The following is a 21,890-nucleotide window of genomic DNA, read 5'->3' on the forward strand; positions in this document are numbered from 1 at the left end:
CGCGCGCGCCGGGCATACTGAACGGCGTGTCCGACTCCCTCCACCCGAGCGCCGACCCCGTGACCGTCCGCCGCGCAGAGCCCGCTGACGCGGAGGAGCTCGCGGCGGTCGCCGCTGCGACGTTCCCGCTCGCCTGCCCTCCGCACGTCACCGAGGAGGCGAAGGCCGACTTCATCCGGACCGTGCTGTCGGTCGAGCGGTTCCGCGGCTACCTCGCCGACCCCTGTCGCGTGCTGTTCCTCGCGGAGGACGACTCGCGCGCGCTCGGCTACACGATGCTCGTGCGGGGCGAGCCGTCCGACCCCGAGGCGGAGGTCGCGGTCACGGTCCGGCCGACGATCGAGCTCAGCAAGTGCTACGCGCTGCCCGACCGTCACGGCTCGGGGATCGCGGCGCGGCTGATGGCCGCGACCCTCGACGAGGCGCGCGCGATCGGCGCCCTCAGCGTCTGGCTGGGCGTGAACCAGGAGAACGAGCGCGCGCGTCGCTTCTACGCGAAGCACGGCTTCGCGCCCGTCGCCCTCCGGCACTTCCTCGTCGGCGGCCGGCTCGAGGAGGACTTCGTCCTCGAGCGCCCCCTGCCCTGACGCCCTGCTCCCCGCCGCGAGATGCCACTTGTGCACGCCGGACACGGCGTGTCGCGTGCACAAGTGGCATCTCGCGGCGGGGAGGGGGTCAGCCCTCGGCGACCGTGAGGACGAGCTTGCCGCGGGTGTGGCCGGTCTCGAGCTGCGCGTGCGCCTCGCCGGCGCAGGAGAGCGGGTAGACGCCGTCGATGAAGACGCGGACGTCGCCGGATTCGAGCAGGCGCGAGACGACGCCGAGGGTCGCGCCGTCGGGAGCGACCCGGAAGGTGGAGGCGCGCACGCCCGCGGCGGCCGCCTCCTCGAAGAACTCGGGCCAGCTGCCGGTCGGCGCGTTGACGATCAGCCCGCCGGGGCGCAGCACCGACAGTGAGCGGGAGCCGGTGCTGTCGTGCACGTTGCCGACGAGGTCGATCACCACGTCGACGCCGGACAGCAGCTCGTCGAAGCGCTCGGTGGTGTGGTCGATGACCTGGTCGGCGCCGAGCTCGCGGAGCCACTGCAGATTGCGGGTCGAGCCGGTCGCGATCACCGACGCGCCGAAGTAGGCGGCGAACTGCACCGCGAAGTGACCGACGCCGCCCGACCCGGCGTGGATCAGGATCCGCTGGCCCTCGTGCGCCTTCGCCAGCTCGACGACCATGCCCCAGGCGGTCAGAGCGGCGAGCGGCACCCCCGCCGCCTCGACGTGCGAGAGCGTCGACGGCTTGCGGGCCAGCGAGACGCTCGGGACGCTGACGTACTCCGCGTAGGAGCCGGAGTAGCGCGGCACCATCACGAAGCCGTAGACCTCGTCGCCGGGGCGCAGCGGGTGCGCCGGGTACGGACTCGAGACGACGATGCCGGAGAAGTCGTGGCCGAGCACCGCCGGGTAGGAGGGGATCTGCGCGGCGACTCCCTTGCCCGCTCGCGTCTTCACATCGAGCGGGTTCACTCCCGCCGCGATCACCTTGACGGCGAACTCGGCGTTGATCGCGGTCGGCGTGGGCACCGTCGCCAGGTGGAGGACCGAGCAGTCGCCCGGGGCGTCGATGACCGCCGCCGTCATCGTGTCGGGGAGCACCACCTCCTCCGGGATGTCGCCGATCGCGAGGCCGTGGCCGAGCGCGCTGTTGTGCATCATCGCCCTTTCCTGATCCGGCGCCGGTGGTCCTTCGAGCAGGCGGGAGGCGGCTGTCCGCCCCGACCGACCCCGCTTCCGCGCGCCGCGTTCAGTCAAGCCCGGTAATGAGTCCGGGCTGTTTCGGCGGTGTCACCCCTCCGAGAAGAAAGCCTCTGTGTCCCCCGTACGGGAGGGCAGGGCGGTGACCCGCCTCCTGAGCGGCACCCCCGGTGCGGTCTGGCACCATGAGCAGGTGCGACGACGAGCGAACGGTCCCCTTCTCGTGGCCGGAGCGCTCCTGGTCCTCGCGGGGCTCGCCCTGCTGCTCGCCGCGCGCTTCAGCATCGGCACCAGCCGCTGGGTCTACGTCAGCGAGATGGGCGCACCGGACCTGCCGACGGCGGGAACCTTCCGCGTCGCCCTGCTGCTGGTCGCGGCCGGCGGCGTCGCCATCGCCGTCGGGGCGCGAGCGGTGCGGACGCGGCTGCTGCCCGGCTTCCGGCCGGCGCTGGCGATCCTCCTCGCCGCGCTGTGCTTCGCGCTCGCCTCGCAGGTGACCTGCTCGGCGGGCTGCCCGCTGCCGGTCGGTCCGGCGTTCAGCTGGCAGGACCTGATCCACACGTCGGCCGCGGTGCTCGGCTTCTCCGCGGCGTGCCTGGCGATGCTGCAGCTCGCCACGGCGCGGGAGCGGCCCGGGGTCGCCCGGCTGTCACTGGTCGCGGGCGTCGCGGTGGCCCTGGTGGCAGGGACCGGCGCGATCTTCTCGCTGCTGCGGCTGTGGCTGGGAGTCGGCGGCACCCTCGAGTTCGTCGCGACGGCGATCGCGGTGCTCTGGCTGGCCGTCGTCGGGCTCGTCCTGGCGGGCGAGGAGTTCAAGGGTGGGCTCGCTGGCGAGGAGTTCAAGGGTGGGCTGGCCGGCGAGGAGCTCAGCGGCCGAGCCACTCCCGGACGTGGCCGCGGATCCGCTCCTGCTGCTGCGCCAGACCGGCGTCCCGCGACGGGACCCGCTCGAGGTCTGCGTTCGGAAGAGCCCTAGCCCACTGCTCCGCGACCGCCACGGGGTGCACCGGGTCGCGGTCGGCCGCGATCACCAGCGTGCGCGCGATGACCCCGCCGAGCTCGCCGGAGTCGCGGTAGGCGGCGTTGCGGGGGATCTCGGCCAGGCGGACGGCCCGCTCCTGTGCCTGCGGCGACCGGAACTGCAGGCAGAGCGCGTCTGCCGACGCGGGCGACACCTGGGCCGCGCGCTCGAAGAGGCCGGACGCGCGGAAGAGCCGCTCGCCGCGCTTGGCGCCGTGGTCGTGCAGCAGCTGTGCGATGACGGGGAAGACTGTGAGGTTGTCCGGCAGCGGCTCCGCCGTGAAGGCGGGGCGGACGAACACCGCGCGGTCGATCGGGAGGACCTTCCGGCTCGCGAGGCGCAGCGCGATCGCGGCGCCCATCGAGATGCCGAGGACGGTGAGCGGCTTGTGCGCTGCTCCGGCCCGGATCACGTGCTCGGTGACCTCGTCGGCCAGGGCGTCGAGCGAGAAGTCGGCGGCGCCGCCGATCAGCTCGGAGGCGCCGTGGGCGCGGACGTCGGGCGCGATGACCTCGGTGCCGGCCGGCAGGGCCGCGCGCAGGAGGCCGAGCGGCTGGGAGCGGTCGCCGCCCAGGCCGTGCAGGAGCAGGGCGGTCACCGCCGGCCCGCGCGCGTTCTCTCGTGCAGCTCGGCCATCAGCATGCCGGCGAGGCGGACCAGCACGTGGATCTCGTCCTCGTCGCGGTCGACCCAGCGGAACTCGGGGACGGCGTCGATCGGGACGAAGTCGCGGTGCTGCTCCCAGACGACGAGAGTGCGCTCGGCGCCGAGGACGTACTGCTGCCAGAAGACCTGGCGCAGGTAGTGGCGCGGGATGCTGCGCCACTGCTTCGAGGTCGTCTTGATCTCGCAGAGCTCGAGGCGGCCGTCCTCGCGGAGGCCGATGCCGTCGGGAGTGGCCAGGTGGCGGCGCTCCTGACTCGCGTGGAAGAGGGTGCTGCTCGGCTCGATGGCGTGCTCGCGGAGCACCCAGGCGGCGATCTCCGGCTCGCGGGCGCGGCCGTGGTCGGTGAAGGCGTTGCCGCTGAAGCTCGAGCCGTAGAGCTTGTCGAGCGCGGCGCGGTCGATGGCCGCGGGGGAGGACAGGCGCGCGACGTCGGTCGCGGTGATGCCCCGCGAGCGGGCGCGCAGCCAGGCGACGCGGTCGGAGGAGTCGGCGACGACCCGGCGGAGGTGCGGCGGCTTCGCGTCCACGAAGACGGGCTGCGTCTCCCAGGGGAACGAGAGCTGCAGATCGGGCACCGATTCATTCTCTGCCTGTTCGGCCGTCCTGCCCAACCGGCACGCCGTCGCCGGAGGGAGGTCGGCGCGGGTGCGCGGCGGGGTCAGGCGCCGAGGAAGGCGTCGACCTCGGCGGGGGAGAGCAGGTGGCGGCGGACCATCAGGGCGGCGCCGCGGACGCCGCCGCCGGTGTCGCCGGAGGCCTGCACGATGTCGAGGGCGCGGGTCGCCAGGGGGAGTGAGCGGCGGTAGACCACCTCGCGGACGCCGGCGAGAACCTCGTGGCTCGCCTCCGCGATGCTGCCGCCGATGACGATGACGGAGGGGTTGAGCAGGTTGACGCAGGTCGCGAGCACCTCGCCGAGGTCGCGGCCGGCGGCGCGGGTCAGCTCGACGGTGGTCGGCTCGCCCGCGGTGAGCAGGGCGACGACATCGGAGGTGCTCGAGACCGGCAGTCCCGCGGCCGTGTGCAGGCCCGCGGCGGTGAGGCGGCGGGCGATGGCCGAGCCGCTCGCGATGGCCTCGAGGTCGGCCTCGCCGCGGTCGCCGGGCACCTGCACGTGGCCGAGGTCGCCCGCCGCGCCGAGGGCCCCGCGCTGGAGGGCGCCGCCGCTGACGATGCCGGCGCCGATGCCGGTGGAGACCTTCACGTAGAGGAGGTCGTCGACGTCGGAGTAGTGGGCGGCGTGCTCGCCGAGGGCGAGGAGGTTCACGTCGTTGTCCACGAGGACCGGCACGGGGAGGCTGCGGGCGACGGACGACGGGATGTCGAAGCGGTCCCAGCCGGGCATGATCGGCGGCTTCACCGGGCGGCCGGTCGCGTGCTCGACCGGGCCGGGGACGCCGACGCCGACGCCCGCGAGCGGACCGGCGCCGGGAGCCTCCTGGAGCAGCGCGCCGGCGACGTCGAGGGCGTGACCGAGGACGATCTGCGGGCCGTCGGCGATCGCGATCGCCTCGCGGCGCTCCGCCAGCACCCGGCCGTCGAGGTCGGTGAGGGCGACGGTCGCGTGCGCGGCGCCGAAGTCGATGACGAGGAGGCTGCGCGCGCGGGCGTCGAAGGCGACGCGGCCGGCCGGGCGCCCGCCGGAGGAGGGGGCGTCGTCGCGGCGGGCGACGAGTCCGGTGGCGATCAGCGCGTCGAGCTGGGAGGAGACGGCGGCCCGCGGCAGGCCGGTCTCGGCGACGACGTCGGCCCGGGTGCGCGGCGCCCCGTCGGACAGCAGGAGCAGCAGCTCGCCCACCGCGCTGATCGAGGAGCGGCGACGCGGGGACATGGCTGGAGTCAACCACAGCGAACACGTCTTCTGCGCGTCGGGAGCGCGCTTTCCCGCGCCACTCGACGGGGTTTTGCTTGGCTGCAAGCAAAAGTCCGCGTAGGGTCGGGGGACCAATGTTCGACGTCGATCAGGAGCACCCCCCGGTGGCCACACCCCCAGACCTCTCCGTCCAGCTGTACTCGGTCCGCGACGCGCTCGCCGCCGACCTGCCCGCCGCGCTCGACCGGCTCGCCGGCCTCGGCTTCGCGAAGGTCGAGCTGTTCGACGTCGTGAACCGCGCCGACGCCTACCGCTCCGCACTCCCGGCCAGCGGGCTCACCGCGCCGAGCGCGCACGCCCGCCTCCTCGAGACCGGGGCGCCGGTCGAGGAGATCCTCGACATCGCCGCCTCGCTCGGCGTGCAGACCGTGATCGACCCCATGGTCGACCCGGAGCGCTGGACCAGTGCGGATTCCGTCGCTGGAGTCGCCGACGAGCTCAATGCGCTCGTCGACTCCGCCGCGTCGCGCGGGCTGGCGCTCGGCTACCACAACCACGCCTTCGAGTTCGAGAACCGCGTCGACGGCCGCAGCGCCTTCGAGCACCTCGCGGGCCTGCTCGATCCGCGCATCGTCCTCGAGCTGGACACCTACTGGGCCGCGGTCGGCGGTGACGACCCGGTCGAGGTGCTCGGCCGACTCGGCGACGGGGTGCAGTTCCTGCACGTCAAGGACGGGCCGATCTCGAAGGAGACGTCCGAGCAGCTGCCCGCGGGCGAGGGCACGATGGACGTCCCGGCGATCCTCGCCGCCGCCCCGCAGGCCCTGGCCGTCCTCGAGTTCGACGCCTACGCGGGCGACGTCTTCGAGGGCCTCGCCTCCGGCCTCCGCTACGTCTCGGAGCTCGGCGCATGAGCGGCACCGGGCGCGTCGGCGTCGGCGTCATCGGCGCCGGCAACATCAGCACGCAGTACCTGACCAACCTCACCGTCTTCCCCGACCTCGAGGTCCTCTTCGTCGCCGACATCGACCTCGACCGCGCGCGGGCGCAGGCCGAGGCCTTCGGCGTGCCGGCCTCGGGCACGGTGGACGAGCTGCTCGCGCACCCCGGCATCGAGATCGTCGTGAACCTCACCATCCCGGCCGCCCACGTCGAGGTGGCGCGGAAGGCCGTCGAGGCGGGCAAGCACGTCTGGACCGAGAAGCCGTTCTCGCTCGACCGCGACAGCGGCGTCGAGCTGCTGGCCCTCGCGAAGGAGAAGGGGCTGCGCGTCGCCACGGCGCCCGACACCTTCCTCGGCGCCGGCCTGCAGACCGCGCAGCGCATCATCGAGAGCGGGGCCATCGGCACGCCGCTCTCGGCGATCACCCTCTTCCAGGGCCCGGGCCCCGAGGGCTGGCACCCGAACCCCGAGTTCTTCTTCACCACCGGCGGCGGCCCGCTGCTGGACATGGGGCCGTACTACATCACGACCCTCGTGCAGAACCTCGGCCCGGTCGAGAGCGTCACCGCGGTCTCCTCGCAGGCGCGCGCGACCCGCACCGTCGGCTCCGGCCCGCGCGAGGGGACCGAGTTCCCCGTCACGATCCCGACGCACATCGGCGGGCTCCTGCGCTTCGAGTCGGGCGCCTCGGCGCAGGGCGTCTGGAGCTTCGAGTCGAGCCTGCCGCGGATGGGCTTCGTCGAGATCAACGGCTCGGAGGGCACCCTCGTGCTGCCCGACCCGAACATGCACGACGGCGAGCTGACGCTGTACCGGCGCGGCGGGTCCGAGCCCGAGGTCATCCCCGCGACCGGCTCGACCGCCTCGCGCGGCACCGGTGTGCTGGAGCTCGCGCGCGCGATCCGGGCCGACCGCCCCGAGGCGGCGTCGGGCGACCTGGCCTACCACGTGACCGACGTGATGCTGTCGCTGCTCGAGGCCGCCGAGACCGGTGAGAAGGTGCTCGTCGAGAGCACCGTCGTGCCGCGCCCCGCTCTGCCGGAGGACTGGGACCCGAGCGAAGCGACGCTCGTCTGATGGCCGGACCCCTGCGGGTCGGCGTGCTCGGCGGCGGCTTCATGGCCGCCGTGCACAGCCGAGCGGCCCGCAGCGCGGGAGCGGTGCTCGCGGGCATCGCCTCTTCGAGCCCCGCGAAGGGGGAGCGGGCGGCCGGAGAGCTCGGCTTCGAGGTCGCCCACGACGACGCGCGCGCGCTGATCGAGGACGACTCGATCGACGTCGTGCACGTCTGCACGCCGAACGGGACGCACGCCGGGCTCGCGCTCGCGGCGATCGCGGCGGGCAAGCACGTGGTCTGCGAGAAGCCGCTCGCGGCGACGACGGCGGAGGCGACGGCGCTCGTCGAGGCCGCCGCCGAGGCCGGAGTGGTCGCCACGGTGCCGTTCGCCTACCGCTTCCACCCGATGGTGCGCGAGGCGCGAGCCCGGGTCGCGGCCGGCGAGGCCGGGCGGCTCGTGACGGTGCGCGGGAGCTATCTGCAGGACTGGCTGCTCGGCGCCTCCGACGACAACTGGCGCGTCGACCCGGCGGCGGGCGGGCGCTCGCGCGCCTTCGCCGACATCGGCTCGCACCTGGTCGATCTGCTCGAGTTCGTGACCGGCGAGCGGATCGCGGCGCTCGCCTCGCTCACGAGCACGGTGCATGCGGAGCGCGGCGGGCGCGTCGTCGAGACGGAGGACGCGGCCGGGGTGATCGTCCGCCTCGCGGGCGGCGCCGTCGGCACGCTGCTCGTCTCGCAGGTGACCGCCGGGCACCGCAACGAGCTGGTGCTCGAGGTGTCGGGGCTCGAGGAGTCGCTGCGGTTCGAGCAGGAGCTGCCGGAGACGCTGTGGGTCGGGCGGCGCGACAGCGCGACGCTCGTTCCGCGCGACGGGTCGATCCTCCGCCCGGATGCGGCGCGGCTCTCGATCGTGCCGAGCGGCCATCCGATGGGCTACCAGGACGCGTTCACCGCGTTCGCCCGGGACACCTACGCCGCCGTCGCGGGCGCCGAGGTCGAGGGCCTGCCGACCTTCGCCGACGGCCTGCGCGCCGCGCGCATCACGGACGCCGTGCTCGACGCGTCGGCGGCCGGCGCCTGGGTGGACGTGCCGGCCTAGCCGCCTCCGCGAGATGCCACTTGTGCACGCCTCTCACGGCGTGTCGCGTGCACAAGTGGCATCTCGCGGCAGTCCGGCTTACGCGGACTCGGCGTCCTTGGCGGCGCGCTCGGCCTTCAGGCGGGCCTGCTCGCGGCGGACCTCGGCGTAGCAGTTCTGCTCGACGCGGAGCCACTCGGGGACCTCGTCGAGGAGGGCCTGGATCTGCTCGGTGGTCAGCGCCTCGTCGATGCCGCCGCGGGCGAGGCCCGAGATGGAGACGTTCAGGCGCGAGGCGATGACGGGGCGCGGGTGCGGACCGGTCTCGCGGAGCTTCGTCAGCCACTCGGGCGGGTTCGCGACGAGGTCGTCGTACTGCTCGCGCGTGATCGCCGACTCCTGGAACTCCTCCGGAGTCGCGGGGAGGAAGATCTGGAGCTTCTTCGCCGCGGTCGCAGCCTTCATCGTCTGTGTCGCCTTGGCCATGCGGCAACCCTACCGGTGGCCGCGCAGGACCTACCCTGGACGGATGAGCGACGAGCCGGACCACCGCGAGCAGCCGGCACACCGCGAGGACGCGGTCGGCCTGGACGACGGGGCCGACGCCGCGCAGACGGAGTTCGAGACGCCGGAGCCGGACGACGCCGTGCCGGACGACGCCGTGCTCGACGACGCGGAGCCGGACGACGCCGAGCGGGACGTCGCCGAGCCCGAGGGCCCGGCCCTCCTGATCGCGCTGGTGCCCGGCGTCACGCCGACCAAGTGGACCCGCGTCTGGGCCGAGCGCCGACCCGACCTGCGGCTCCGGGTGCTCCCGATCGCCGAGAGCGAGCAGGAGGAGGTGCTGCGCGACGGCCGCGCGCAGATCGTCTTCGTGCGCGGCGACGTGCGCAGCGACTCCGTCAGCTCGATCCTGCTCTACGAGGAGCAGCCCGTCGTGGTCCTGCCCCGCGACCACGCCTTCGCCGACGCCGAGGGGATGGACGTCGCCGATCTCGCGGACGAGCACCTGCTGCAGGAGCCGGCGACGGTGCCGGAGTGGGCGGCGCTCGCCGTGGAGATCGCGGACGGGACCCGCCGCGCGCTGCCGCGGATGGCCGGACTCGACGACGCGGTCGAGCAGGTCGCGGCCGGCGTCGGCGTGCTGATCGTGCCGCAGTCGGTCGCCCGCGTGCACAGCCGGAAGGACGTGCGGGTCGTCCCGGTCAGCGGCGTCGCGCCCACCAGCATCCGCCTCGCCTGGGCGACCGAGGACAAGACCGACGACGTCGAGGACTTCATCGGCGTCGTCCGCGGCCGCAGCGCGAACACGACCCGCGGCACTGCGGCGACCCCGAAGGTCGAGTCGCGCGCGAAGGCGGCGAAGGCGAAGGCCCGCGAGGCGCGGGAGAAGCTCGAGAAGGCGGGCGGCGGGAAGAAGAAGCCCGCCCGGCCCGGCGGGACCGCGCGGCCGGCGGTGCGGCGGACCCGGAAGCCCCGTGGGCGCTGAGCGCGCCGCGCACTGGAGCCTCCGTCCCGGGACGCTCGACGACGCCCCGGTCATAGCCGAGCTACGCGCCGTCGTGATGCGGCCGGACCTCGACCGGCTCGACCGCTACGACGAGCACCGGGTGCGTCACCGCTTCCTGGACGGCTACCGGCCGGAGCACACCCGCGTGATCGAGGTGGACGGCGAGCTCGTCGGCTGCATCGCCTCGCGCCTCGAGGAGGACGCGGTCTGGATCGAGCACTTCTACCTCGCGACCGCCGCGCAGGGGCGCGGGATCGGCGGGGCGGTCCTCCGGCGGGTGATGCTCGAGGACGGGCGCGCCGATCGGCCCTTCCGGCTCGACGTGCTGCGGGGGAGCGCCGCCCGCCGGCTCTACGAGCGGCACGGCTTCCGCTACGAGAGGCCCGAGGGAGAGTGGGACGAGATCCTCGTCGCGCCGCCGCTCACGCCTGCGGCGGGCTGACTGCGACTCCGGGACAGCTCCGGCACGTCACCTCCGGCACGTCACCTCCGGCACGTCGGAACGGCTCCGGCTCGCGGGAATCGCGACTCCGGAGCACCTCCGGCTCGCGGAGTCGGCTCCGGCTCGCGGGAGTCGGCCGTTTCGACGAGCCGGACGAGGTTCTGCGTGCCGGAGGACCGCCAGTGGGTGCGCTCCCGGCTCGCGGGTCTAGGGTGCGCAGATGCCCACGAGCGATGAGACCTGGACCCTGGCCGACCACGATGTACCGGTGTACTGCAGCGGGGAGGGCGGGCGCGTCCTCATCCTGATCCACGAGGTGTGGGGGGTCGACGGCCACATCCGCTCGGTCGCCGACCGGTACGCGGCCGAGGGCTTCCGGGTCGTCGCGCCCGAGCTGCTCGCCGACAGCGGGCTGCTCGAGCAGCTCGAGACCGAGCAGCGCGCGGACTACGACCACCCGGTGCGCCGGCTGCCGCGCCAGGTGGAGCTGCGGACGTTCTTCGCCCCCGTGTTCACGCCGCAGCACGCGGTGCGGACGGTCGCGATCCTCCGGGCGCTGGTCGAGCGGCTCCTGCGCGAGGAGGGGACGACGAGCGTCTCCGTCACCGGCTTCTGCTACGGCGGCACCTTCAGCTGGGCCCTCGCGCTCGCGGAGCCGCGCGTGGCCGCGGCGGTGCCGTTCTACGGGCACAACACGGCCTCGGCGGAGGAGCTCGGCTCGCTGCGGGTGCCGGTTCTCGCGTTCTACGGCGACCAGGACGAACCGCTGATGGCGCAGGTGCCCGGGATCCGCGAGGCGACCGCGGGCAAGGACGTGGAGGTCGTCGTGTATCCGGGGGCGGGGCACGCGTTCTTCAACGACGCGAACGAGGGCATGTACCGGGCGGACGCGGCGACCGACGCGTGGCCGCGTGCGCTGGCGTTCCTGCGGGAGCACGCGGGCTGAGGCGGTCGGCGACACGTCCGCCGAGCTGTGCCCGCACACTTGCTGATCGAGTAGCCCGCGCAGCGGGCGTATCGAGATCCACCGACGTCTGGACGTGAGTCTGCAGATCCGCCCTGTTGGGGGCGGCGGGTCTCGATACGCCCCTGCGGGGCTACTCGACCAGCATGTGTGCTCCTCCGCCGTCAGGCGACGTCGCGGACGTGGCCGCCCTTGAGGTGCAGGCGGCGCTGGGCGCGGCGGGCGACGGCGGAGTCGTGCGTGACGATGACGAGGGTGAGGCCGAGGTCCTTCCAGAGGGTCTCGAGCAGGGTCATGATGTCGTCGCGGGTGTCCTCGTCGAGGGCGCCGGTCGGCTCATCGGCGAGGAGCACCGTCGGGTTCTTGACCAGCGCGCGGGCGATCGCGACGCGCTGCTGCTGACCGCCGGAGAGCTCGGCGGGCAGGTGGTCGAGGCGGTCGGCGAGGCCGACCGAGGCGAGCGCCGCCTTCGCCCGCTCGGCACGCTCCGCCCGCGGGATGCGCTGGGGAGCGAGGGCCGTCTCCACGTTCTCGAGCGCCGTGAGCGTCGGGATGAGGTTGAAGCTCTGGAAGACGATCCCCACCTCCCGCGCCCGGATCGCGGCGAGGCGCGCATCGCCCGCCGAGGAGATCTCGTGCTCGCCGAGGACGACGGTGCCCGAGGTGGGCCGGTCGAGCGCGCCGAGCATCTGCAGCAGCGTCGACTTGCCGCCGCCGGTCGGGCCCTGGATCGCGACCATCTGCCCGTCCGGGATCGTGAGGGTGACGTCCTTCAGCGCGGTGACCGTCGTCTTGGCGCCGTCGTAGCTCTTGGTGACGTTCGTGAGGGTGTACATGCGGGTGTCCTTCCGGGGACGAGGGGACGAGGAGTCGAGGGGGTCAGCCGACCGAGCGGAGCGCGGCAGCGGGGCGCAGGCGCGACGCGCGCCAGCCGCCGAGGGCGCCGGCCAGCAGCCCGCCGAGGACGGCGAGGCCGACCGCGAGCAGGATCACCGGCACGGTGACGGGGAGCGAGAGCGCCACCTCTGTGGCCGCGGCGGTCTGCGCGGCGCCGGGGCCGCCTCCGCCGAAGCCGCCGCCGGGACCACCGGCGCCCATCGCCGACGTGGCGGTGGAGGAGCCCGAGAGCGTGGGCGCGATCAGGTTGACGATCACGACGCCGACGAGCCCGAGGACGATGCCCGCGGTGCCGCCGATCAGCCCCTGGACGACCGACTCGCCGGCCACCTGGCGCACGATCGCGCCGTTGCTCCAGCCGATGGCCTTGAGCGTGCCGAACTCGCGGGTGCGCCGAGTGACGCCCGAGACGGTGAACAGGATCGCGATCAGGAACGCGGCGGCGAGGACCAGCAGCGAGAGCCAGGTGCCGAGGTTCGCGACCAGGTCGCCCGCGGTGGAGAGCGAGCCGGAGACGCTCGAGGCGAGATCGGCCTGCGTCGAGACGGTCGCGTCGGGCAGCGCGGTCTGCAGGGCGGTCTGAATCGAGGAGATGTCCTCGGAGGAGGCGGCCTGGACGTAGACGGAGGAGATCAGGCCGGCCTGGCCGGAGAGGGTCTGGGCGACGTCGAGCGGGATGTACGTGTCGGAGGCGGTGCTCGCGTCCGTGGAGTCGGTCGTGACGATGCCGATCACGCTGAAGGCGGTTCCGCCGATGTCGACGGTCGAGCCGACGGACAGCGCGGCCGTGGTCGCGTAGGAGGAGTCGACGACGACGACGTCCTGGCCCGCGTCGTCCGTGGTGAAGGTGCGGCCGTCGGTGAGGCTCACGTCGGCCAGGGGGCCGATCGCGGAGCCGGCCGGGTCGAGGCCGAGCACCGAGAAGGAGTCGACGCCGAAGGAGGAGCCGCCCGCGCCGTCCGGGCCGCCCGTGGGCGCCTCGCCGGCCGCCGGAGCGGTGCCCGCTGCTCCCTGGTCCGCGGTGCCGTCCGTGCCGCCCTGCTGGGAGGAGCCGGGCAGCTGCCCGCTGAAGGTGGTGTTGTTCAGCGAGAGAACGCCGATCGCAGCGGAGACGCCGGTCACGCCCTGCGCGGTGGCGACGGCCGAGGCGTCGAACGTGGTCGTGCCGCGGTCGGCCTCGAGGCGTGACTGGCTGACGGAGGTGGTGCCGTCGTCGGTCGTGCCGTCGGTGGAGCCGAAGTCGAAGCGCTGGCCGGGGGCCTCGCCCTCCGTCGGCGCGGCGGCGGCCTGGGTCACGGTGATGTCGGTGCCGACGCCGTAGACGGACTCGAGGACCGAGGCCTGGGCGCTGCGGACGCCGGCGGAGAACGAGGTGACGAGGATCACGAGGGCGATGGCGAGCGCCATACCGGCGGCGATGATCATCGTCTGCCGGCGGCGGTTGGTCAGCTCTCGCCGGAGATAGGTGGCGAACATGGCGTCCTTCGGTCGGGGAGGACGAGCGGAGGGGCCCGCTCGACGTCCCGACAGTAGGAAGGCCGGCTATCCGAGTCGTCTCTGTCGTCTTTGAGTCGCCGATGAGCGAGCGCCTGCGGAAGGGTCGTGGCGAGGCCGAGGATCGCGACGTTGCGGCCCGCGGTGCTGGCGCCGACACCGTCCACCAGCGGCTCGCGGCCCTCGATCGGCTGCTCGGCCGGGAGTGGCGGGAGCGGGTGCTGGAGCTGCAGGTGCTGCTGCGGCTGCGTCGCGCCGCGGAGGACCTCGACGACGGCTGACCCGGCGGCGGATCCGTCCGGGCCCGCCAGCGGCGCGCGATTCCGCGACGCCTGATCGGGCCGCGCGGCGAGCCTGCGCCCGGCGGATCGGACCGCGGGCGAGCCCTCGGCCGTGGGAGCGGCGAGCGGCGGCGCCCGGAACGGCGCGGAATCGAGTGTCCGACCTCAGAGGCCGCGTTCAGAGCGCTCCCAGGATCAGACGGAAGCGAAGGATCCTCGCCGGCTCCGGCGGTGTGGATCGAAAGGGGGACAGCTCCCTAGCTTTCCCCTTGTCCGGACGCGGGGGGTTCCTCCGACGCACGGCCTCCGACCCCACTCCTCTCGAAAGGGAACCCGTGCCCGAGAACTCCATCTCCCGCCGAAACCTCGCCAAGACCGCTGCGTGGAGCGTGCCGGTCGTCGCCGTCGCCATCGCCACGCCCGCCGCCGCCGCGTCGAACGCGACCGTCGACATCGTCGTCTCCAAGAGCTGCGCGACCGTCGGTCTGCTCGGCACGTTCCCCGAGTTCACGATCACAGCTGCCTCCGGGAACATTCCCGCGGGCACGACGTTCACGCTCTCCGGTCCGTCGCTCGCCAACGTCTCCCTCACCTCGACCGCCGCGACCGTCGGTGTTCTCGTCGGGACGAACCGCACGATCACCATCGGTGCTGCCACTCCGTCGGTGACCGTGAAGTTCACCGCTGCCCTCGGCGCTTTCGTCGCGACGAACTTCACCCTGTCCCTGGCCAGCCTCCCGGCCGGCTACACCGAGTCGAACGCCGGCAACAACTCCGCTACCGCGCGCCTCACCGGTCTCGGCAACCAGTTCATCGGCTTCACCGGCCTCTGCAACCTGCTGCCTCTCTGACCCCACCTCCACAGAAGCGCCAGGACCGGTTCGGGGTCCTGGCGCTTCTGCGTTCCCGGGCGCGATCGCGCCGTCGTTCCGTCCCCGGGGCTTCCCCCTGCCTCCCGCGCGGCCCTAGGCTCGCGCCACCCGGTACGAACCGATGGAGGCGCGATCATGACGGCGACCAGCGAGAAGACGGCACCTCCCGAGCTCAAGCGGGTCCTCGGCCCCAAGCTCCTCCTGCTGTTCGTGGTGGGGGACATCCTCGGCACCGGCATCTACGCCCTGACCGGGCAGGTCGCCTCGGAGGTGGGCGGTGCCGCCTGGCTGCCGTTCGTGATCGCCTTCGTCGTCGCGACGCTCACCGCCTGCTCCTACCTCGAGCTGGTGACCAAGTTCCCGCAGGCCGCCGGGGCCGCGCTCTACGCGCACAAGGCGTTCGGGATCCACTTCGTCACCTTCCTGGTCTGCTTCACCGTGATGGCGAGCGGGATCACCTCGGCCTCGGCCGCCTCCGGCGCGTTCGCGAGCAACTTCGCGATCGGCTTCGGCCTCGGCGACGGCGCGGGCACGCGGCTGAGCATCGCGCTGATCTTCATGGTCTGCATCGCGCTGGTGAATCTGCGCGGAGTCGCCGAGAGCGTCGGCCTCAACGTGGTGCTCACCCTGATCGAGCTGTCGGGCCTGCTGCTGGTGATCCTCGTCTGCTTCTTCGCGGTCTTCGGCGGCCAGGCCGACTTCTCCCGGGTCGTCGCCTTCGAGACGCCCGAGGACAAGTCGCTGCTGCTCGCGATCAGCACCGCCACCTCGCTGGCCTTCTTCGCGATGGTCGGCTTCGAGGACTCGGTCAACATGGCCGAGGAGACCAAGGATCCGAGCCGCATCTTCCCGAAGGTGATGCTGACCGGTCTCGGCATCACGGCCGTCGTCTACGTGCTGGTCTCGACGCTGGCCGTCGCGATCGTGCCGATCGGCGAGCTGGCAGGCAACGACACCCCGCTCGTGACGGTCGTCGAGACGGCCGCGCCGGACTTCCCGATCTCGACGCTGCTGCCGTTCATCTCCCTCTTCGCCGTCGCGAACAGCGCTCTGATCAACATGATGATGGCCAGCCGACTGCTCTACGGGATGAGCAAGCAGGGCGTGCTGCCGCCGTTCCTGAAGAACGTGCTGGCCGGCCGGCGGACGCCGTGGGCGGCGATCCTGTTCACCACGGTCCTCGCGCTGCTGCTCACCGCGTACGTGTCGCGCGACCCCTCCGACCCGATCGCGGTCCTGCTCGGCGGCACCACGTCGCTGCTGCTGCTCGCGGTCTTCGCGGTGGTGAACGTCGCGGTCCTGGTGCTGCGGCGCCAGCCGGTCGAGCACGAGCACTTCCGGACGCCGACCGTGCTGCCGGTGCTCGGCGCGATCGCCTGCGTCTACCTGGTGCTGCCGATCACCTCCGGTCGCGACATCGCGCAGTACGAGATCGCGGCCGTGCTGCTCGTGATCGGCGTGCTGCTCTGGTTCGCGACCTTCATCGACCGGCGCGTGCGCGGCTACGCCCGCTCGGCGGTCGTCGACCCGGAGGAGTTCGACGCCGACCCGGCCGACGAGTCGGCGCCGGCGCCGAAGCGCTAGGGCGGCAAGCCCATGCTGATCGAGTAGCCCGCGCAGCGGGCGTCTCGAGATCCGCCCGCCGCCTGATGGACGGGTCTGCACGCCAGCCCTGTTGGTCACGGCGGGTCTCGATGCGCCCCTGCGGGGCTCCTCGACCAGCATGCAGAGGGGCACGGCCGTGTCCTTCTCCTCGCAGCCGAGACGCGACGCGGCTTCGCCGCTCGAGACGAGAGGGGGACTTCCGCTTTCGGAGAAAGCCGGTCGGGCGTCCATCGCCGCCGTCGCTCTCCGGCCGCGCACAGCCAGGCCATCGCCCGGGCATAGCGTGCTCATAGGAAACTCCTGATACTGGGGAGTCATGAGCACCCCGGCCCCTTCGAAGCACCTCGCCTCCGCGCAGCGCACCCGCCTCAAGCGAGCGGACGGCACGCCGATCCGCGTCCTCGTCGTCGACGACGAGAGCACCCTCACCGATCTGCTGCAGATGGCGCTGCGCTACGAGGGCTGGGAGGTGCGCACCGCTGCCGAGGGCCGCTCCGCGATCACGATCACCCGCGAGTTCCGCCCCGACGTCATCGTGCTCGACGTGATGCTGCCCGACATCGACGGGCTGCAGGTGCTCCAGCGGATCCGCGCCGACGGCAGCGAGACCCCGGTCCTCTTCCTCACCGCCAAGGACGCGCTCGACGACCGCATCGCGGGGCTCACCGCCGGCGGCGACGACTACGTCACCAAGCCGTTCTCGCTCGAGGAGCTCGTCGCCCGGATGCGCGGGCTGATCCGCCGCTCCACCCTGCTCGCCAACGACGTCGACGACCCGGAGGTCGTCGTGGGCGACCTCGTCCTGAACGAGGACAGCCACGAGGTGCGCCGGGCCGGCACCGACATCGAGCTGACCGCGACGGAGTTCGAGCTGCTGCGCTTCCTGATGCGGAACCCCCGCCGTGTGCTGAGCAAGGCGCAGATCCTCGACCGGGTCTGGTCGTACGACTTCGGCGGCAAATCGAGCGTGGTCGAGATCTACATCTCCTACCTCCGCAAGAAGATCGACGCCGGGCGCTCGCCGATGATCCACACGGTCCGCGGCGCCGGCTACCTGCTGAAGCCCGCCGAGCAGTGACGACCGGGGGCGGGCGGCTGCGTCCCACACTCGGCGACTTCGCCACCCGGTCCGCGCTGCGGCGCTCGAACGCGGCCCGCCGCGCGCCGTGGACGCTGCGGCGCCGCATGGTCGTCGCCGTCGTCGCGCTGGTCGCGGTGACCGCGGGGATCGTCGGCACGGTGAGCGTGCTGTCCCTGCGCGGGATCCTCTACGACAACGCGGAGACCCAGCTCTCGGAGTCGCTGGACCGGCTGGCCGGATTCGACGGGCCGAGCCAGTTCGCCGGCTCCAGCGCGATCGAGCGCGCGACGACCTGCCCGAGCGGCGACTTCGCGGGGCGGCCGAACCAGGACACCCAGACGATCACCGCGGTGCTCGGGTCGACCGGCGCCTACACCGGCGCGTACATCGACAGCTCCGGGTCCTGCCGGGAGTTCGCCGAGCCCGCCGACTCCGTCCTCGCCGACGCTGTGCAGAGCCTCGGCGACGCGACGACGCTCGACCTCGGCGGCGCCCTCGGCGAGTACCGGGTCGAGGCGCGGCTCGTCGACGGCGCGGTCGTGCTCGTCGGCGTCCCGCTCGGCCAGACGGAGGAGACGCTCGGCACCCTCACCACCGTCGTGGTCGTCGTCGTCCTGCTCGCGATGCTGCTGGTCGCCCTGATCGCGACCGCGATCATCCGGGTGGCGCTGCGCCCGCTCGAGCGGGTGGAGGCGACGGCGACCCGCGTCGCCGAGCTGCCGCTGGAGCGCGGCGAGGTCGAGCTGATCGAGCGCGTGCCAGAGGAGGACGCCGACGTCCGCACCGAGGTCGGCCGGGTGGGCGCCGCCTTCAACCGCATGCTCGACCACGTCGGCGGTGCTCTGGAGTCGCGCCAGGCCAGCGAGAACAAGGTCCGGCAGTTCGTCGCCGACGCCTCGCACGAGCTGCGCACGCCGCTCGCGGCCATCCGCGGCTACGCCGAGCTGCCCCGTCGCGGCGACGTCGAGCTCTCCGAGGCGGCGGAGTACTCGCTCGACCGGATCGAGTCGGCGGCGACCCGGATGACCTCGCTCGTCGAGGACCTCCTGCTGCTGGCGCGCCTGGACGAGGGCCGCGATCTCGAGAAGGAGCCGGTCGATCTGACGATGGTGCTGATCGAGGCCGTCTCGGACGCCCACGTCGCCGGCCCCGACCACGAGTGGGACCTCGGCCTGCCCGAGGAGCCGATCGAGATCCGGGGCGACGGCTTCCGCCTGCACCAGGTGGTCGCGAACCTGCTGCGGAACGCCACCGTCCACACGCCGCCGGGGACGCGCGTCGTCGCGGCGCTCGCCGAGGACCGGGACGAGCGCGGCCGGCCGATCGCGGTGGTGACGGTCACCGACTCCGGTCCGGGCATCGACGAGGCGCTGGTGCCGGTGCTGTTCGAGCGCTTCGCCCGCGGCGACTCCTCCCGCGCGCGGACGACCGGCTCGACGGGGCTGGGCCTCGCGATCGTGGCGGCGGTGGTCGACGCGCACGGCGGACGCGTGCTGGTCGAGTCCGAGCCGGGGCGCACGAGCTTCCGCGTGGAGCTGCCGGCGGGCTGACGACTGCCGGGTGCCTGTTCGATCCGCGGGCGACCCCGCCCGGAAGGCGCTCTCCTCCGCGCAGGAGCGGCGCGGGGAGGCCGGATCACCTGCAGATCGGACTTCCGCGCGTCAGACCTCGACGCCCAGGCGCCGGCGCGCCTCGTCCAGCGTGCGCACCACCTGCACCGTCTCGTCCAGCGGGTGCACCGGCGACTCGGTGCGCCCCTCCGCCACGTACTGCGCGAGGTGCACCGCCTCCCAGGCGAGGCCCTCGCCGCCCTGCAGCCCCGTCTCGTCACGCCACGAGGCGCTCTCGGAGCCGCGGGTCAGGGTGACGCCGCTCGGCGTCCAGAACGACGGGTGCACGTCGATCCGCCCCTCGCTGCCCGCGACGCTCGCGGCGTGCAGGGTGTCGGCCAGCACGGTCGACGTGGCGACCGACTGGACGCCGTGCGCGTGCCGCCCGACGATCGTCGCCATCGCGTCCACCCCGGTCGAGGTCAGGGCGCCGGCGACGACGGTGCTCTGCGGGGCGCCGGCCACCATCGAGACGAACGAGGAGGCGTAGACGCCCACGTCGAGCAGGCCGCCGCCCGCCAGCGCCGGATCGAAGATGCGGCTGGCCGGGTCGAACGCGAACGCGGCGCCGAAGTCGGCGGAGACCAGCGCGGGAGCGCCGACCGCGCCGTCCGCGAGCAGCTGCCGGACGACGTCCATCTGCGGCAGGTAGCGCATCCACATCGCCTCCATCGCGAAGACGCCGGCGTCGCGCGCGGCGTGGACGATCATCTCGGCCTCGCCCGCCGTGGTGGCGAACGGCTTCTCGACGAGGACGTGCTTGCCCGCGGCGATCGCGCGCAGGGCCTGGCGCGCGTGCTCCGAGTTCGGCGAGGCGATGTAGACGACGTCGACCTCCGGGTCGTTCACGACGGCCTCGTAGCCGGCCGAGGCCCGCTCGACGCCGAAGCGCCGCGCGAACTCGTCCGCGCGCTCCTGGGAGCGCGAGCCGACGGCGACGACCCGCTGCCGCGTGTGCTTCTGCAGCGCGTCGACGAAGGTGCCGGCGATCGAGCCGGGGGCGAGGACTCCCCAGCGCAGCACCGGGGAGTCGAGGAGCGAGGGGAGCCGGGGCTCGGGAAGCGTCAGTGCCATCCCGCCACGCTATTCCCTCCTCCTGCGCGACGCCGAGCCCCCGTCGCGCAGGCCCGGAGCTCCTGAGTCGCCCGAGAAGGCTCGTTCCCGGGCTGGAGAACGAGCCCTCCCGGGCGACTCGCCGATGCGGCCCGCCGACTCCCGCGGCGGCGGCGCGCACCCCTAGGGTGTGAGAACCCGCGCCGCCGCGGGCGGAGGAGGCGTCATGCCGGAGTGGTACACCCTCGGCGTCGTCGCCCTGGTCATCGTCGTGGTCGTCGTCGCGATCGTCCGCTTCCGCTTCAATCCGGTGCTCGCGCTCGCCGTGGGCGCCGCGGCCATCGGGCTGCTGACCGGGCTCGGTCCCGTCGACACCGTCTCGACCATGACCCGCGGCTTCGGCGAGGTGATGATGGAGGCGGGGCTCCTGATCGGCTGGGGCGTCCTGATCGGCGCGATGCTCAACGAGATGGGCGCCGTCGTGCGCCTCGTCGAGGGGCTGCTGCGGGTCTTCGGCAAGCGCGGCATCCCCTACGCGCTGGGGCTGTCCTTCGCCACGTATCTGCAGACGATCTTCGTCGACGCCCTGATCGTCATCGCGGCGCCGCTCGCCCGGAGGATCGCGCCGCGGCTCGGCCGGAACGGCACCGGGATCGTCGCGGTCACCTTCGCCGTCGGCCTCGAGATGGGCATCGTGATGATGGTGCCGGGCTTCGCGGCCGTGGCGCTCGCGGGGCTGCTCGGGGTGCCGCTCGGCGTGATGATGCTGGGCGGCTTCGTCGTGGTCGCGCCGACCGTGGTGGTCACGATCCTGCTGATGTCGCTCGCCTTCCGGATGGGCTTCTGGGACCCGGCGCGCGACGAGCAGCTCGTCGTCCGCGACGAGACCGCCGGGCTCGCCACGGTGCCGGCGGGGGAGCGGGTGGAGGGCGAGGCCGCCGGCGGGTCGGCCTCGGTTGGGTCCGCACGATCCGCGGGAGGCCCGTCCGACGGCGGCGAGCGCGGGACGGACGGTGGCCGTGACTCCGCCGGAGCGCTCGACTCCGCCGTCGCGCACGACGCCGACGCCCCGCGCGAGCGCCCGCTGCTCCTGCTGTTCGCCCCGATGCTGCTCGCGCTGCTGCTCATCGCCGCTCAGGCCGTGCTCTCGGTCGCGGGCGCGGAGGTGCCGGTGCTGCAGTTCCTCGGCAACCCGGTGATCGCGCTGCTGCTCGCCGTGATCGCCACCGGGCTCGTCGGCCGCTCGGTCGCGGGCACGGCGCGGATGGAGAAGGCGGTGGCGAAGGGCTTCCAGGACGGCGGCCAGATCTTCCTGCTCACCGGCGTCGGCGGGGCGCTCGCCGCGGTGATCGCGGAGGGCGACCTCGGCGAGGTGCTGAAGGGCTACTTCTCGGCGAACGCCTCCGCGCCGCTGCTGCTGGTCTGGGTGATGGCGGCCGTGCTGCACATCGCCGTCGGCTCGGTCACCCTCTCGGCGATCACCGCCGCGGGCGTCGTCGCCCCGGTCGCCGCGACCCTCGGACTCGACCCGCTGCTGATCGCGCTCGCCGCCGGCTCCGGCGCGCTGTTCTGCATCCACGTCACCTCGAACACCTTCTGGCTGCTGCAGAGCTTCCTCGGCCAGTCCGTCCGCGGCGCCCTCAAGTCCGTGACGGTCGGCGTCTCCCTCGCCTCCGTCCTCGCCCTCGGCATGGTCCTCCTCCTCTCCCTCTTCCTGGGCTGACCCCGCTGACCCCCGGCGCGAGATGCCACT

General features: G+C 73.3%; 22 protein-coding genes. 14 read left to right on the top strand and 8 right to left on the bottom strand.

Annotation, left to right across the window (positions count from 1 at the left end; all coding sequences use genetic code 11):
• Positions 1-26 precede the first annotated feature (26 nt).
• The gene (locus HRK28_RS11350; protein WP_367948405.1) at positions 27-587 is read left to right on the top strand and encodes an N-acetyltransferase family protein; all 561 of its coding nucleotides are present in this window, start codon (positions 27-29) and stop codon (positions 585-587) included.
• Positions 588-675: 88 nt separating this feature from the next.
• On the opposite strand, the gene HRK28_RS11355 is transcribed toward HRK28_RS11350, so the two are convergent.
• Entirely contained in the window at positions 676-1,632 is a 957-nt protein-coding gene (locus HRK28_RS11355; protein WP_173251996.1) for an NADP-dependent oxidoreductase, read from the bottom strand.
• Between the two features lie 256 nt (positions 1,633-1,888).
• On the opposite strand from HRK28_RS11355, the gene HRK28_RS11360 reads away from it, so the two are divergent.
• A complete protein-coding gene (locus HRK28_RS11360) occupies positions 1,889-2,722 on the top strand; it encodes a DUF998 domain-containing protein (RefSeq protein ID WP_367948406.1) in 834 nt (277 codons plus the stop codon).
• Here HRK28_RS11360 and HRK28_RS11365 read toward each other — a convergent pair.
• From HRK28_RS11365 to HRK28_RS11375, 3 genes are all read right to left on the bottom strand, one after another.
• Positions 2,613-3,365 (bottom strand): alpha/beta fold hydrolase, encoded by a 753-nt coding sequence (locus tag HRK28_RS11365; protein WP_173251573.1) that lies wholly within the window; start codon positions 3,363-3,365, stop codon positions 2,613-2,615. The genes HRK28_RS11360 and HRK28_RS11365 overlap by 110 nt on opposite strands.
• Positions 3,362-3,961, bottom strand: coding sequence for a YqaJ viral recombinase family protein (locus HRK28_RS11370; RefSeq protein WP_243581359.1), 600 nt, complete (start codon positions 3,959-3,961; stop codon positions 3,362-3,364). Before HRK28_RS11370 ends, HRK28_RS11365 begins: the two co-directional genes overlap by 4 nt.
• A 131-nt stretch (positions 3,962-4,092) precedes the next feature.
• Positions 4,093-5,265, bottom strand: a complete 1,173-nt coding sequence (locus HRK28_RS11375; RefSeq protein WP_173251574.1) for an ROK family protein — start codon at positions 5,263-5,265, stop codon at positions 4,093-4,095.
• A 146-nt stretch (positions 5,266-5,411) separates the two neighbouring features.
• On the opposite strand from HRK28_RS11375, the gene HRK28_RS11380 reads away from it, so the two are divergent.
• From HRK28_RS11380 to HRK28_RS11390, 3 genes are read left to right on the top strand one after another with little or no spacing between them, the layout of a single operon-like run.
• On the top strand, positions 5,412-6,161 hold the full coding sequence (locus HRK28_RS11380; RefSeq protein ID WP_367948407.1) for a sugar phosphate isomerase/epimerase family protein: 750 nt from the start codon (positions 5,412-5,414) through the stop codon (positions 6,159-6,161).
• On the top strand, positions 6,158-7,267 hold the full coding sequence (locus HRK28_RS11385) for a Gfo/Idh/MocA family protein (RefSeq protein ID WP_173251577.1): 1,110 nt from the start codon (positions 6,158-6,160) through the stop codon (positions 7,265-7,267). The genes HRK28_RS11380 and HRK28_RS11385 overlap by 4 nt, the downstream gene beginning before the upstream one ends.
• Positions 7,267-8,349: a Gfo/Idh/MocA family protein gene (locus HRK28_RS11390; protein WP_173251578.1), complete on the top strand. Its 1,083-nt coding sequence runs from the start codon at positions 7,267-7,269 to the stop codon at positions 8,347-8,349. Before HRK28_RS11385 ends, HRK28_RS11390 begins: the two co-directional genes overlap by 1 nt.
• A 78-nt stretch (positions 8,350-8,427) precedes the next feature.
• On the opposite strand, the gene HRK28_RS11395 is transcribed toward HRK28_RS11390, so the two are convergent.
• Complete coding sequence (locus tag HRK28_RS11395; protein ID WP_173251579.1) at positions 8,428-8,814, bottom strand: DUF5997 family protein; 387 nt, start codon at positions 8,812-8,814, stop codon at positions 8,428-8,430.
• Positions 8,815-8,857: 43 nt separating this feature from the next.
• Here HRK28_RS11395 and HRK28_RS11400 point away from each other — a divergent pair, with 43 nt between their 5' ends.
• The 3 genes from HRK28_RS11400 to HRK28_RS11410 all read left to right on the top strand — a co-directional run bounded on the left by HRK28_RS11400 (position 8,858) and on the right by HRK28_RS11410 (position 11,226).
• Complete coding sequence (locus HRK28_RS11400) at positions 8,858-9,817, top strand: LysR family substrate-binding domain-containing protein (protein WP_173251580.1); 960 nt, start codon at positions 8,858-8,860, stop codon at positions 9,815-9,817.
• Complete coding sequence (locus HRK28_RS11405; protein WP_367948408.1) at positions 9,807-10,280, top strand: GNAT family N-acetyltransferase; 474 nt, start codon at positions 9,807-9,809, stop codon at positions 10,278-10,280. The genes HRK28_RS11400 and HRK28_RS11405 overlap by 11 nt, the downstream gene beginning before the upstream one ends.
• A 220-nt stretch (positions 10,281-10,500) precedes the next feature.
• Positions 10,501-11,226 carry a dienelactone hydrolase family protein gene (locus HRK28_RS11410; RefSeq protein ID WP_173251581.1) on the top strand — a complete coding sequence of 242 codons (726 nt, stop codon included), beginning with the start codon at positions 10,501-10,503 and terminating at the stop codon, positions 11,224-11,226.
• Positions 11,227-11,408: 182 nt separating this feature from the next.
• Here the strand turns inward: HRK28_RS11410 and HRK28_RS11415 are convergent, their stop codons facing one another.
• Complete coding sequence (locus HRK28_RS11415) at positions 11,409-12,080, bottom strand: ABC transporter ATP-binding protein (RefSeq protein WP_173251582.1); 672 nt, start codon at positions 12,078-12,080, stop codon at positions 11,409-11,411.
• Positions 12,081-12,123: 43 nt separating this feature from the next.
• Positions 12,124-13,617 carry an ABC transporter permease gene (locus HRK28_RS11420; protein WP_173251584.1) on the bottom strand — a complete coding sequence of 498 codons (1,494 nt, stop codon included), beginning with the start codon at positions 13,615-13,617 and terminating at the stop codon, positions 12,124-12,126.
• A gap of 101 nt (positions 13,618-13,718) precedes the next feature.
• Here HRK28_RS11420 and HRK28_RS11425 point away from each other — a divergent pair, with 101 nt between their 5' ends.
• The 5 genes from HRK28_RS11425 to HRK28_RS20565 all read left to right on the top strand — a co-directional run bounded on the left by HRK28_RS11425 (position 13,719) and on the right by HRK28_RS20565 (position 19,024).
• Positions 13,719-13,916: a hypothetical protein gene (locus HRK28_RS11425; protein WP_173251586.1), complete on the top strand. Its 198-nt coding sequence runs from the start codon at positions 13,719-13,721 to the stop codon at positions 13,914-13,916.
• A gap of 335 nt (positions 13,917-14,251) precedes the next feature.
• Positions 14,252-14,767: a hypothetical protein gene (locus HRK28_RS11430; protein WP_173251588.1), complete on the top strand. Its 516-nt coding sequence runs from the start codon at positions 14,252-14,254 to the stop codon at positions 14,765-14,767.
• Between the two features lie 156 nt (positions 14,768-14,923).
• A complete protein-coding gene (locus tag HRK28_RS11435) occupies positions 14,924-16,372 on the top strand; it encodes an APC family permease (protein WP_173251589.1) in 1,449 nt (482 codons plus the stop codon).
• A gap of 337 nt (positions 16,373-16,709) precedes the next feature.
• A complete protein-coding gene (locus HRK28_RS11440) occupies positions 16,710-17,471 on the top strand; it encodes a response regulator transcription factor (RefSeq protein WP_159984019.1) in 762 nt (253 codons plus the stop codon).
• A complete protein-coding gene (locus tag HRK28_RS20565) occupies positions 17,468-19,024 on the top strand; it encodes a HAMP domain-containing sensor histidine kinase (RefSeq protein WP_217274654.1) in 1,557 nt (518 codons plus the stop codon). Before HRK28_RS11440 ends, HRK28_RS20565 begins: the two co-directional genes overlap by 4 nt.
• A gap of 111 nt (positions 19,025-19,135) precedes the next feature.
• On the opposite strand, the gene HRK28_RS11450 is transcribed toward HRK28_RS20565, so the two are convergent.
• The gene (locus HRK28_RS11450; protein ID WP_173251591.1) at positions 19,136-20,158 is read right to left on the bottom strand and encodes a Gfo/Idh/MocA family protein; all 1,023 of its coding nucleotides are present in this window, start codon (positions 20,156-20,158) and stop codon (positions 19,136-19,138) included.
• A 205-nt stretch (positions 20,159-20,363) separates the two neighbouring features.
• Between HRK28_RS11450 and HRK28_RS11455 the strand changes: the two genes are divergently transcribed.
• A complete protein-coding gene (locus HRK28_RS11455) occupies positions 20,364-21,860 on the top strand; it encodes a GntP family permease (protein ID WP_173251593.1) in 1,497 nt (498 codons plus the stop codon).
• Positions 21,861-21,890: the final 30 nt, after the last annotated feature.

The sequence above is a fragment of the Rathayibacter sp. VKM Ac-2835 genome (genome assembly GCF_013266705.1).
Classification (GTDB): Bacteria; Actinomycetota; Actinomycetes; order Actinomycetales; family Microbacteriaceae; genus Rathayibacter.

Bases quoted from the DNA above. Each gene is read 5' to 3' on its own strand.
- HRK28_RS11355 (WP_173251996.1), bottom strand. From the start codon at position 1,632: ATGACGGCGGCGGTCATCGACGCCCCGGGCGACTGCTCGGTCCTCCAC.
- HRK28_RS11415 (WP_173251582.1), bottom strand. From the start codon at position 12,080: ATGTACACCCTCACGAACGTCACCAAGAGCTACGACGGCGCCAAGACG.
- HRK28_RS11425 (WP_173251586.1), top strand. From the start codon at position 13,719: ATGAGCGAGCGCCTGCGGAAGGGTCGTGGCGAGGCCGAGGATCGCGAC.
- HRK28_RS11450 (WP_173251591.1), bottom strand. From the start codon at position 20,158: ATGGCACTGACGCTTCCCGAGCCCCGGCTCCCCTCGCTCCTCGACTCC.
- HRK28_RS11440 (WP_159984019.1), top strand. From the start codon at position 16,710: ATGAGCACCCCGGCCCCTTCGAAGCACCTCGCCTCCGCGCAGCGCACC.
- HRK28_RS11455 (WP_173251593.1), top strand. From the start codon at position 20,364: ATGCCGGAGTGGTACACCCTCGGCGTCGTCGCCCTGGTCATCGTCGTG.
- HRK28_RS11400 (WP_173251580.1), top strand. From the start codon at position 8,858: ATGAGCGACGAGCCGGACCACCGCGAGCAGCCGGCACACCGCGAGGAC.
- HRK28_RS11435 (WP_173251589.1), top strand. From the start codon at position 14,924: ATGACGGCGACCAGCGAGAAGACGGCACCTCCCGAGCTCAAGCGGGTC.
- HRK28_RS11385 (WP_173251577.1), top strand. From the start codon at position 6,158: ATGAGCGGCACCGGGCGCGTCGGCGTCGGCGTCATCGGCGCCGGCAAC.
- HRK28_RS11395 (WP_173251579.1), bottom strand. From the start codon at position 8,814: ATGGCCAAGGCGACACAGACGATGAAGGCTGCGACCGCGGCGAAGAAG.
- HRK28_RS11375 (WP_173251574.1), bottom strand. From the start codon at position 5,265: ATGTCCCCGCGTCGCCGCTCCTCGATCAGCGCGGTGGGCGAGCTGCTG.
- HRK28_RS11410 (WP_173251581.1), top strand. From the start codon at position 10,501: ATGCCCACGAGCGATGAGACCTGGACCCTGGCCGACCACGATGTACCG.
- HRK28_RS11390 (WP_173251578.1), top strand. From the start codon at position 7,267: ATGGCCGGACCCCTGCGGGTCGGCGTGCTCGGCGGCGGCTTCATGGCC.
- HRK28_RS11420 (WP_173251584.1), bottom strand. From the start codon at position 13,617: ATGTTCGCCACCTATCTCCGGCGAGAGCTGACCAACCGCCGCCGGCAG.